8 protein-coding genes are annotated in these 11,222 nt (G+C 66.9%); all 8 read right to left on the bottom strand.

Annotated elements, in window-relative coordinates:
- Positions 1-1,438 (bottom strand): UDP-N-acetylmuramate--L-alanine ligase (gene murC, locus F1542_RS06180; RefSeq protein ID WP_193732275.1); only part of this gene is annotated, 1,438 nt, incomplete at its 3' end.
- Positions 1,439-1,470: 32 nt separating this feature from the next.
- On the bottom strand, positions 1,471-2,586 hold the full coding sequence (locus F1542_RS06175) for a glycosyltransferase (RefSeq protein WP_193732274.1): 1,116 nt from the start codon (positions 2,584-2,586) through the stop codon (positions 1,471-1,473).
- Positions 2,583-3,746, bottom strand: a complete 1,164-nt coding sequence (locus F1542_RS06170; RefSeq protein ID WP_193732273.1) for an FtsW/RodA/SpoVE family cell cycle protein — start codon at positions 3,744-3,746, stop codon at positions 2,583-2,585. The genes F1542_RS06175 and F1542_RS06170 overlap by 4 nt, the downstream gene beginning before the upstream one ends.
- Entirely contained in the window at positions 3,743-5,143 is a 1,401-nt protein-coding gene (gene murD / locus F1542_RS06165; RefSeq protein ID WP_193732272.1) for a UDP-N-acetylmuramoyl-L-alanine--D-glutamate ligase, read from the bottom strand. The genes F1542_RS06170 and murD overlap by 4 nt, the downstream gene beginning before the upstream one ends.
- The gene (mraY, locus tag F1542_RS06160; protein WP_193732271.1) at positions 5,140-6,231 is read right to left on the bottom strand and encodes a phospho-N-acetylmuramoyl-pentapeptide-transferase; all 1,092 of its coding nucleotides are present in this window, start codon (positions 6,229-6,231) and stop codon (positions 5,140-5,142) included. The genes murD and mraY overlap by 4 nt, the downstream gene beginning before the upstream one ends.
- Positions 6,231-7,625 (bottom strand): UDP-N-acetylmuramoyl-tripeptide--D-alanyl-D-alanine ligase, encoded by a 1,395-nt coding sequence (gene murF / locus F1542_RS06155; protein ID WP_193732270.1) that lies wholly within the window; start codon positions 7,623-7,625, stop codon positions 6,231-6,233. The genes mraY and murF overlap by 1 nt, the downstream gene beginning before the upstream one ends.
- Positions 7,622-9,094: a UDP-N-acetylmuramoyl-L-alanyl-D-glutamate--2,6-diaminopimelate ligase gene (locus F1542_RS06150; RefSeq protein WP_193732269.1), complete on the bottom strand. Its 1,473-nt coding sequence runs from the start codon at positions 9,092-9,094 to the stop codon at positions 7,622-7,624. Before F1542_RS06150 ends, murF begins: the two co-directional genes overlap by 4 nt.
- A gap of 5 nt (positions 9,095-9,099) precedes the next feature.
- Positions 9,100-11,115, bottom strand: a complete 2,016-nt coding sequence (locus tag F1542_RS06145; protein WP_193732268.1) for a penicillin-binding protein 2 — start codon at positions 11,113-11,115, stop codon at positions 9,100-9,102.
- Positions 11,116-11,222: the final 107 nt, after the last annotated feature.

Raw genomic sequence — 11,222 nt, 5'->3', positions numbered from 1 at the left:
CCTTCTGGGTGGGGGCGGGGGCATGGGCGATGCCCTGCAGGTCCGCAAGCTGCGCGGGCAGCGCCTGCGCCCAGTTGGTGATGCTGCCAGCGCCAAGGCAGACGACAAAGTCACCCGGCCGGGCAATGGCGTTGATCATTTCCGCAAGATGCTCCGGCCCCGGCAGCGGCACGACGGACCGGTGCCCGCGTTCGCGCAGCCCCTCGACCAGCGCGTCACGGTCAATGCCCTCGATCGGCTGTTCGCCTGCGGCATAGACATCGGCGATGATGACGGTGCCCGCGTCGTTCATGCAGGTGCAGAATTCGTTGAACAGGGTCTTCAGTCGCGAATAACGGTGCGGCTGCATGACCGCGATCACATTGCCCGCGCCCGCCTGGCGCGCGGCCTTCAGCACGGCGGCGATTTCCACCGGGTGGTGGCCGTAATCGTCAATGATGGTGATGCCGCCGGTTTCCCCCGTGCGGGTGAAACGCCGCTTGACCCCACGGAAGGCGGCAAAGGCCGAGCGGATGGTGGCATCGTCTATTTCCATCTCGGTCCCCACCGCAATGGCCGCCAGCGCGTTCTGCACGTTGTGGTGGCCCAGCATGGGCAGGCGGAACGGCCCCGCGCGGCGGGATCGGTTGCGGTTGCGGTTGGTGATCACGACCTCGAACGTGGCCCCCAGCTTGTCGGTAATCACCTTTTCGGCGCGCACGTCCGCCTGGGGCGAGAAACCATAGGTGATGATCCGGTGGTCCGAAAGGCGCGGGATCATCTGCTGCACGGCCGGATGGTCGATGCACAGCACGGCAAAGCCGTAGAACGGGATGTTGGAGACGAACTGGTCATACGCCGCCTGCATCGCCTCTTCCGTGCCCCAGTGGTCCAGGTGCTCGGGGTCCATGTTGGTCACGACCGTAATGACGGAGGGCAGGCGCAGGAACGACCCGTCGCTTTCATCGGCTTCCACCACCATCCAGTCGCCCGAACCCATGCGGGTGTTGGTGCCGTAGGCTTCGATAATGCCGCCATTGATGACCGTGGGGTCCAGCTTCGCCGCTTCCAGGACCGCGGCGACAAGGCTGGTGGTGGTGGTCTTGCCATGCGTGCCGCCCACCGCCACCGACCAGCGCAGGCGCATGAGTTCGGCCAGCATTTCCGCACGCCGCACCACCGGGATCAGGCGCGCGCGCGCGGCCACGACCTCGGGGTTGTCGCGCTTGACGGCGGTGGAGGTCACCACCACCTGCGCACCGCCCAGGTTTGCGGCGTCGTGGCCGATGGTCACGGGAATGCCGGCGGCGCGCAGGCGCGCGACATTCGCGCTTTCGGCAATGTCGGAACCCTGCACCGCGTAACCAAGCATGTGCAGGACTTCGGCAATGCCGGACATGCCAATTCCGCCAATGCCGACGAAGTGGATGGTGCCAATGGAAAGGGGCAGGGCTCTCATGTAATCAGGTCTCCGTGTTCGCGCTGGCGGAATTAAGCGGTGCGGGGCATGTCGGGCAAGCGGGCTTCTATCATATCCGCCAGACGGGCGGCGGCGTCGGGGCGGCCAAGGCGGCCTGCCGCCCGTGCCGTGCGGGCCAGCAGGTCACGGTCGGCCAGCAGTTCCGTCAGGCGCTGCGTCAGGGCGGGGGCGGTGAAATCGGGCTGGCGGATCATCCACGCGGCATGGGCGTCACACAGTGCCTGCGCATTCGCCCCCTGTTCATCGCGTGCCGCGATGGGCAGCGGCACCAGCAGCGACGGGCGTCCCGCCACCGTCAGTTCCGCAACCGATGACCCGCCCGCGCGCCCGATGACCAGGTGGGCCGCGCGCAGGCGGTCGGGCACGTTGTCAAGGAACGGGGCGATGGTGGCGGGAATGCCGGCAGCACGGTAGGCGCCCGCCACGCGGTCCACATCCTCCGCGCGGGCCTGCTGTGTGACCTGCACGCGCGCGCGCAGCGCCGGGGCAAGGGCGGCAAGGGCAGGCGGCACCACGTCGCTGAATACCCGCGCGCCCAGTGACCCGCCCCATACCAGCAGGTTGATGACCCCGTTTGACGGCTCGTACCCTTCGCCCGCAAGGGCCGCGATATCAGGCCGCACCGGCATGCCGGTCAGCGTGGTGGGCACGCCATCGGGCACGCCCGCAACGACAGGGAACGATGTCGCGATTGCATCCATGCGGGCGGCCAGGAAACCGTTGGCCTTGCCCAGCACGGCATTGCCTTCATGAATGAACAGGAGCGGCCGCTGCTTTTTCGGCAGCAGGCTGCCCCCCAGCAGCGGCGGCACGGACGGGTATCCGCCAAACCCGATAACGGCCGAAGGCCGGATGCGCGAGAGGATGCCACGCGCCTGCACCGTCCCGCGGCCCAGTGCCATGGCTGCGCGCGCGGCCCGGATGATGCCGCGCCCCGCAATCCCCGCACCGGGCAGGACAAACTGCTGCCGCCCGGCAAAGACGCCGGTTTCACGCAGCCCCGCGCGCCGGTCGGTCATGAGGATGATGTCATGCCCCCGGCGCACCAGTTCACAGGCCAGTGCCTCGGCCGGGAAAAAATGGCCGCCGGTGCCTCCGGCCGCGACAGCAATGCAGTGACGGGTCATGACGGTGCTTTCTGCGATGAAGAAGGGGAACCGAACTGTCCGTACCGGCCTTCCCCCGGCCGGTTGCGGGTCAGCGCCAGCACCAGGCCGATTGTAAGCGCAACCGACATGGCGGAGGAACCGCCATAGGAGATAAAGGGCAGCGTCATGCCCTTGGTCGGGATCAGGTGCAGCGTGGACCCCATGTTGACAAAGGCCTGAAGCCCGAACCCCGTCACCAGCCCTGCCGTCGCCACCGTAATGAACGGGTCGTTTTCATGCAGCAGCTTAAGCAGCGTGCGGATGACGATGGTGGCGAACACGCCCACGATGAACAGGCAGACCAGCATGCCGAATTCCTCCCCCGCCACGGCAAAGACGAAATCGGCATGCGCATCGGGCAGCAGGTCCTTCACCCGCCCCTCGCCGGGGCCACGGCCCAGCAGTCCGCCATTGCCAAAGGCCCGCAGGGCCGTGTCAATCTGGTAATGGTCACCCACGGCAGGGTTGAGGAAGCGCTCCACGCGTGATCGCACGTGCGGGAACACCATGTACGCCCCGGCAAAGGCCGCGACCATGCCCGCCACCCCTGCGCCAACCAGAAACAGGCTTAGCCCGTCAATGAAAAGCTGGGTCAGGAAAACCGTGGTAATGACGCTGAGCATCCCGATATCGGGCTGTGACTTCAGCAAAAGCAGCACCAGCGCGAACAGCCCGATCGCCACCAGCATGCCGGGAAAATACCGTCGCGTCTGGCGTTCGGTCAGCAGCCACGCGGTGACCACGGCAAAGAATGGCTTGAGGAATTCCGATGGCTGCACCGACATCATCGGCAGCGCGATCCACCGCCGCGCGCCCTTGATCTCGATCCCGTGCACCAGCGTCATGAATGTCGCGGCCAGCGCCAGCACGAACCCGATCCACCCCGTCAGCCTGACGGCGCGCAGCGAGATCATGGACGTGAAAACGACGATCAGCGCCGCCAGGACCAGGAAGCACACCTGCTTGAAAATGAACATGTCGCGCGACGCGCCAATGCGCACGGCCACGGCGGGGCTGGCGGCCAGCATCAGGATATAGCCGAAACCGATCAGGATCCCCACGCAGATTAGCGTGACCCGGTCGATGCTGCGCCACCACCGTGCCGCCCATGACGTGTTTATGCGCGATATGCCGCTCATGCGCGGGCGGTTCCGTCCCTGCTGGCGGCCAGTTCATGCACCAGTGCGGCGAAATGCGCGCCACGCGCCTCGAACCCGCTGAACTGGTCGAAACTGGCGCAGGCGGGTGACAGCATCACGACATCGGCCCCCGTTTCGCGCGCGCACTCCAGTGCTTCGGGCACGGCGCGCTCAAGGGTTTCGACAATGCGGTGGGGAATGCCGTGGCGGGCCAGCGTCGCCGCCAGCGCCGGTGCATCCCGCCCGATCAGCAGCGCCATGGCGATGCGATCGAACAGGGGGGCCAGTTCCTCGATCCCGCCAGCCTTGGCCGTGCCACCCGCGATCCATACCATCCGGTCATGGCACGCCAGCGCGCGCGCGGTCGCGTCCGCATTGGTGGCCTTGCTGTCATTGATGAATCGGACGCCATCAATGCTGCCCACGGTTTTCTGCCGGTGGTCCAGTGCGGTGAAGGACGCAAGGGCGGGTTCCACCGCAGCCCGTGGCATGCCCAGATGCAGCGCCATGGCGGTGGCGGCCGCCGCGTTTTCACGGTTATGGGTGCCCGGCAGGTCATGGGCCGCGCGCAGGTCGGCGATCACGCCTTCATGGTCACACAGCGCGTCGGGCGTGCAGTACAGGTCGCATTGCGGCATGTCGGCGCCGCTGACGCAGGCAATGGTGGTCCGCGTGATCGCCAGCCGCCTGCGGATCGTCTCGTAATCGGGCAGGGTTTCGCCCAGTACCGCCAGGTCGCCCGCATGCTGGTGGTCGAATACATGCAGCTTGGCGGTGGTGTAGCCCGCCATGTCGCCATGCCGGTCCAGATGGTCGGGGGTCAGGTTCAGCAGGCAGGCGACATTGAAATGCATCTGTTCCAGCCGTTCCAGCATGTAGGACGACATTTCCAGAACGTACACCCCGTCATCGGGCAGCAGCGGCAGGGACAGTGCGGCCGGGCCAAGGTTGCCGCCAGCCGCAACCGGCATGCCGCAACCGGCCAGCATGTGGGCCAGCAGCACCGTGGTGGTCGATTTGCCATTGGTGCCGGTAATGCCCGCGAACCGTGCGCGGCTGCCCGCCGTGCGCACGGCGCGGTACAGCAGTTCCGCATCCGACAGGATCGGCACGAATGCCTCCACCGCCATGCGCGCCAGCGGGTGGGGGCTGGGCAGGTTGTGCGGAATGCCAGGCGAAAGCACCAGCCCCGCCAGACCCAGCATGTTTTCAAAGGGGGCCACCTTCAGCCGTTCATGCGGGGCAAGGGCGGCACGGGCTTCCGCATGGTCGTCCCATGCCTGCACGCTGGCCCCCATCGCCAGCAGGGCGTTGACGGCGGCGGCGCCATTGCGGCCCAGACCTGCCACGCCGTAATGGTGCGCGGCCAGCAGGGACGGGGGGAAGGCCGTGCTCATCGCAGTTTCAGCGTGGCCAGACCACACAGCCCCAGCACGATGGACACGATCCAGAACCGGATGACGATCTTGGATTCCGCCCAGCCCTTCTTTTCAAAATGGTGGTGCAGTGGCGCCATCAGGAATACGCGCCGCCCGGTGCGCTTGTACCAGAACACCTGGATGATGACGGAAAAGGTTTCCACCACAAACAGGCCGCCAACAATGCACAGCACCAGTTCATGCTTGACCGCAACCGCGACCGCCCCCAGCGCGCCACCCAGCGCCAGCGACCCCGTATCCCCCATGAACACGGCGGCCGGCGGCGCGTTGAACCACAGGAACCCAAGCCCCGCGCCCACAAGTGCTGAACAGAACACCCCAAGCTCCCCCGTGCCCGGCACGGCATGCAGTTGCAGGTAGTCGGCAAAGACATGGTTGCCCACAAGGTAGGAAATCAGCGCGAACACAAGGGCCGCGATAATGACCGGCACGATCGCCAGACCATCCAGCCCGTCGGTAAAGTTCACGGCGTTGCCAAAGCCCGTGATGGTGATCATGGCAAACAGCGGAAAGGCATAGCCCAGCGGCAGCAGCAGGTCTTTCACGAACGGGAAGGCCAGGTGGTTGGCAAGGTCGGGCGGCATCATGTGTTCCAGCCAGATGCCACCGATCAGGGACGCGCCGAATTCACACCCCAGCCGCATGCGCTTGGAAACGCCATCGGTATTGCGGCGTGACAGCTTCAGGTAATCATCGGCAAAGCCCACCGCGCCGAATGCCAGCGTAATCAGCATCACGGCCCAGACAAACCCGTTGGTCAGGTCCGCCCACAGCAGGGTGGACCCGAACAGCGAGATCAGGATCAGCACGCCGCCCATGGTGGGGGTGCCGACCTTTTCGATCAGGTGGCGTTCCGGCCCGAGCGTGCGGATCGGCTGCCCCCCGCGCTGGATGCGGCGCAGGTGCGTAATCAGCGGATTGCCAAGGCACAGGCTGATGACCAGCGCCGTCAGGCACGCCGCCCCGGAACGGAACGTGATGTAGCGGAACAGGTTGAGCATGGAGGTATGCGCCCCCGCATGCTGCTGGAACAGGTCATACAGCATCAGGCCTGTCCCACCCGCGCGTCATCGGCCTGCAGGGCGGTGACGACGTGGCGCATCCGGCTGCCAAGGCTGCCCTTGACCATGACGGTGTCCCCCGCGCGCAGGGCCGCGCGCGCAAGTGGCGCAAGCTGGCTGGAATCAGGCATCCACCCCCCCTGTAGGGAAGAAGGCAGGGTGTCAAAGAGTGTTTTCATATTCGGGCCGCAACAGAAGACAATATCCGCGTTCGCGCGGACGGCAGGGAGAAGGGAGGTATGCTCATGCCGTGCAAACGCACCCAGTTCAAGCATGTCACCCAGAATGGCGACGCGCCGCCCCGTGGCGACCAGCCCCAGCAGGTCCAGGGCCGCTCGTACGGAGGCAGGGGACGCATTATAGCTTTCATCCAGCAGGGTGACTTTGTCATGCATCACCTTTGCCATCGCCCCGCGTCCGGCGCCGGGGTGGAAGGTGGCCAGTCCGGCCACCGCATGGCCCATGTCCGCGCCCGCCGCATGGGCCGCGGCCAGCGCCAGCATGGCGTTATCAGCCATGTGGCGTCCCGGCGCGTTCACCCGCGCATGCCCCTGCCAACCGGGCAGGGACAGGTCGAACCCGCTGCCCTGCGCGTCGGTTTTCACATCCGTCTCATATACGGTGCAGTCCGGCGCATGGCCCGCCCACCACAGCGTGGCCCCCACGCTTTCGGCATTGCGCCGGAAATAATCCGCGCCGATGACATGCGCGGGCACGATCCCGGTCCCGCCACGCGGCAGGGCCAGCAGGATTTCCGCCTTTTCGCGCGCAATGGCGTCCAGACTGCCCATAAGCCCCAGGTGGGAGGACGCAACCGCCGTCACCACCGCGACATCGGGCCGCACCATGGTGGCCAGGGGCGCGATTTCGCCGGGGTGGTTCATCCCGATCTCGCACACGCAGTACGCGGCGCTGGCCGGCAGGCGCGCCAGCGTCAGCGGCACGCCCCAGTGGTTGTTGTATGACGCCACCGCGTAATGGGTGGGGCCGCACGCCGCCAGCGCATGGCGCAGCATGTCCTTGACCGATGTCTTGCCCACGCTGCCGGTCACCGCCACCATGCGCCCGGCAAAGCGCGCGCGTGCAAAGCGCGCCATGTCCTGCATGGCCGCAAGCGTGTCGCCGACCATCAGGATACGCGGGTCATCAATCCCGCATGGTTCATGCGCAACGACTGCCGCGGCCCCCGCATCCAGCGCTGCGGCCACATGGTCGTGCCCGTTGCTGTTTTCACCCCGCAGCGCAATGAACACATCGCCCGGCCGCAGCGTGCGGGTGTCGATCGAAACGCCGGTCCCCGCGATATCGTCGTGTGATGTTGACGGAAAACGCCCCGATGTCGCGGCCAGCAGGTCCGCGCGGTTCCATAACAGTGTCATTCATTCCCCGTCAGGCCACGGATCACCGTGGCATCATCAAATGGCAGGACATCGTGGCCCACGACCTGTCCCTGTTCATGGCCCTTGCCTGCCACCACCAGCACGTCACCCGCACCCAGCATGTCCAGCCCGGCCGCGATCGCGCGCCGCCGGTCCCCGATCTCAACCGCGCCGGGGGCGGCTTCCATGATTGCCGCGCGGATGGTGTCGGGCTGTTCCGTGCGCGGGTTGTCATCGGTCACGATCACCCGGTCGGCAAGGCGGGTTGCGGTTGCCCCCATGACGGGCCGCTTGCCCCGGTCCCGGTCGCCGCCAGCCCCCATCACCACCACAAGCCGGCCCGGCGTATGCGGGCGCAGTGAATGCAGCAGGCGCTCCAGCGCATCGGGCGTGTGGGCGTAGTCGACATAGGCCGCCGCCCCGCCCGGCAGCACCACCACCCGTTCCATCCGCCCCCGCACACCATGCAGGCGTTCCAGCAGCGGCACCGCCCGGTCCGGTCCGGCCGCATCCCGGTCCGCCATGGCGGCGGCCAGCAGCATGTTGTCAACCTGGAACCGTCCCACCAGCGGCACCGTGATTTCATGCACCATGGCGGCGGTGGCGATGCGCAGTACCTGCCCGGTGGGCGTGGGGCGCGCGTCCAGCAGGCGCAGGGTGGCGCCCTGTTCGCCGGTGCTGCGCAGGACAAGGTCGCGCCGGCGGGCGATGTCGGCAATGGCCGCACAGGTTACCGCGTCCATGTCCGCATTGATGGCGGCAATGCCGCCTTCGGGCAGGACGGTGTCAAACAGCCGCAGTTTTGCGGCACGGTAGTGTTCGGTCGTGCCGTGGTAGTCCAGATGGTCGCGGGTCAGGTTGCTGAAGCCTGCCGCATACGGCGCCAGCCCGTCCAGCCTGCGCTGTTCCAGCCCGTGCGACGATGCCTCGATCGCCACATGGTCCACGCCGGCTTCCGCCATGGTACCCAGCATGTGCATGAGTCCCACGCTGTCGGGCGTGGTCAGCACCGGCCCGCAATCGGGCAGCGGGCAGGGGGCGACCGCGCCCAGCGTGCCGATGGTGCCCGCGGGCAATCCCTGCAGGGTCCAGATCTGGCGCAGGAATTCCACCGTGCTGGTCTTGCCGTTGGTGCCGGTCACCGCCGCGATGGACGTCGGCACATGCGGCGTCAGCACACGCCCGATGCGCGCCAGCGTGCGGCGCGCATCGGGCACGCGCAGGGCAATGATGCCGGGCGGCACGTCGTAAGCCGGGATGGCGTCCAGCAGTACGGCCACGGCCCCGTTTGCCATGGCCTGCGGAATGTATGTCCGCCCATCCATGTGCGTGCCATGCAGGGCGGCAAAGATCATGCCGGGGCGGATGGCGCGGCTGTCGGCGGTAATGCCGGCAATGGTCAGTCCGTCCGCGCCGGCGGGTACGGGTATGTCCACGCCTGCGCGGCGCAGGACTTCAGGCAGGTGCATCGATATCATCCCCTGTCGCGCGGGTGTGGGGCGGCCAGCGGGTCCATGTCATTGCTGGCATGCAGGTCACGGGCGGGCACCTGTGCCGTGCTGGTGGCCTTGCGGGCGGTATGGGGGTGGCCCGCGGTCTCGTGTTCATGTTCATGCAGGTGCGCCGTGCCCGGATCGTAACCCGGCCCCAGCGCACGATAGCCGCGCGGCACGGCAGGCCGCATGGGAATGGCCAGCGACGCCTCGATCGTTGCGGCATGCTGCGTATCGGGGAACAGGCCCAGCATGGGGGCGATGCGCGTGATCATGCGCGACGCCGTGGGGGCCGCGTTCCACCCTGCCGTGGTCCAGCCATGGGTCTGGGCCGTGGGCTTGGGGCTGTCCAGCATGACATAGATCGCGTAACGCGGCGCGTTCATGGGGAAAATGCCGGTAAAGGCGGATACGTTGACGTGCTTCAGATAGCCGCCATGCGGGCCGATCTTTTCTGCCGTACCCGTCTTGCCGCCCACGTAATAACCAGGGGATTCCGCCTTCTGTCCCGTGCCCTTCGCCACGTCAAGGCGCAGGATCCTGCGCAGGATGTCCGAATTGGCCGCCGAAATCAGGCGTTCGGCGCTGGCGGGCATGCCCGGTGGCGTATCGGGTGCATCCGGCGCGGGCGGCGCGTCCGCCTGCTGCCCCGTATCCGGCGCCAGCAGGGTGGGCTTGAGCAGGAAACCGCCGTTGGCGGTTGCCGCCGTCCCCCGGACGATGGACAGCGGCGGTTCGGCCACGCCATGGCCAAACGCCACCGTCATGGTGGTGGAAACGCCCCAGTTATGGACCGACGGCACGATCGGCCGCCCCGCTTCGGGCAGTTCAACCGGCACGCGCGAAAAGAAGCCCATGCTGCGCAGCCAGTCCTGCTGGCGCGCCGCCCCCGCATCCAGCGCGATATGCGCCGCCGCCGGGTTGGAGGAATAGGCCATGACTTCGGGCAGGGACAGCCACGGCGCGAAATGGTCCGCCTTCATGTCCGATATGGTGAAGCGGCCGATCTTGATGGGCGTGCTGGAAAAGCTGTCCCATATATGCGCGACCCCCTCCTGCAGCGCCATGGCGACGGTCTGCAGCTTGAAGGTGGAACCGGGTTCGTACATCCCGGTCACGGCGCGGTTGAAGCGCGCATCGGGCGATGCCCGGCCAAAATCATTGGCGTCGTAATCGGGCAGGCTGACCATGGTTATGATCTCGCCCGTATGCACGTCCATAACGATGGCGCAGGCCCCGATGGCCTGGAACGTGTCCATGGCGGACTGCAGTTCGTCATGCACCACGTTCTGCACGCGCACATCCACCGACAGGCGCAGCGGCGCGCGGTCGCTGTCCAGGCGCTTGTCAAAAAAACGCTCCACCCCCGCGACCCCGTGGTCGTCAATGTCCACGCCGCCCAGTATCTGGGCCGCGACGCTGCCCATGGGGTAGCGGCGGCGCTCACCGGGTTCGAAATAGATGCCGGGAATGCCAAGGTTGTTGATCGCCAGTTCCTGTGCGGGGGAAATGTCGCGCGCCAGATAGACAAACTGCTTGTTCAGCGACAGGCGGCGTTTCGTTTCCTGCTCGTTCAGGGTGGGCAGGGCGGCCTTCAGCTTGTGGGCGGCATCGGCGGCGTCAATCATTTCCTGCGGGTTGGCATAGACCTGGGCCACCGGCAGTGACATGGCCAGCACCTGTCCCGTACGGTCGATGATCGAGGCGCGATGGACCTGCGGCAGCGCCACATCCCCCGCGATCATGCCCTTGGGGTCGCTTTTGGGAATGGGGGGGACCTGTGGCGCGATCTGCTGCTGCTGGGGCGGCATGGGGCGGATGATCGTCGCCATCGTCAGCTTCAGCCCGATGGCCGAAAACAGCACGCAGAACACGCCGGCCACCACCACAAGCCGCGCATGCATCCGGTCCTGCGCCATAAGCGTGCGCAGGCTGCCACCGACAGGGATGGCGCCCGGGGCATTCCTGCCTGGCTGGTCTTGGGTCGGATTGTTCATGCGCGTTCCGGGCTGGGGGCCGGGGTGGAAAGGGGATCAGGGATCAGTTGCTGACAGGCACCGGCGGCGGCAGGGCGCTGACATGGGGCGTGCCAAGGGAACTGCCG

Source organism: Komagataeibacter sp. FXV3 (genome assembly GCF_015155755.1).
In the GTDB taxonomy this organism is placed as follows: domain Bacteria; phylum Pseudomonadota; class Alphaproteobacteria; order Acetobacterales; family Acetobacteraceae; genus Komagataeibacter.
Note: the sequence above shows the minus strand (reverse complement) of the source record. Positions and strands in the feature narration are given on the sequence as shown.

Excerpts from the sequence above, each read along its gene's own strand:
- F1542_RS06175 (WP_193732274.1), bottom strand. The coding sequence starts at position 2,586 with ATGACCCGTCACTGCATTGCTGTCGCGGCCGGAGGCACCGGCGGCCAT.
- F1542_RS06145 (WP_193732268.1), bottom strand. The coding sequence starts at position 11,115 with ATGAACAATCCGACCCAAGACCAGCCAGGCAGGAATGCCCCGGGCGCC.
- murF (WP_193732270.1), bottom strand. The coding sequence starts at position 7,625 with ATGACACTGTTATGGAACCGCGCGGACCTGCTGGCCGCGACATCGGGG.
- mraY (WP_193732271.1), bottom strand. The coding sequence starts at position 6,231 with ATGCTGTATGACCTGTTCCAGCAGCATGCGGGGGCGCATACCTCCATG.
- F1542_RS06150 (WP_193732269.1), bottom strand. The coding sequence starts at position 9,094 with ATGCACCTGCCTGAAGTCCTGCGCCGCGCAGGCGTGGACATACCCGTA.
- murD (WP_193732272.1), bottom strand. The coding sequence starts at position 5,143 with ATGAGCACGGCCTTCCCCCCGTCCCTGCTGGCCGCGCACCATTACGGC.
- F1542_RS06170 (WP_193732273.1), bottom strand. The coding sequence starts at position 3,746 with ATGAGCGGCATATCGCGCATAAACACGTCATGGGCGGCACGGTGGTGG.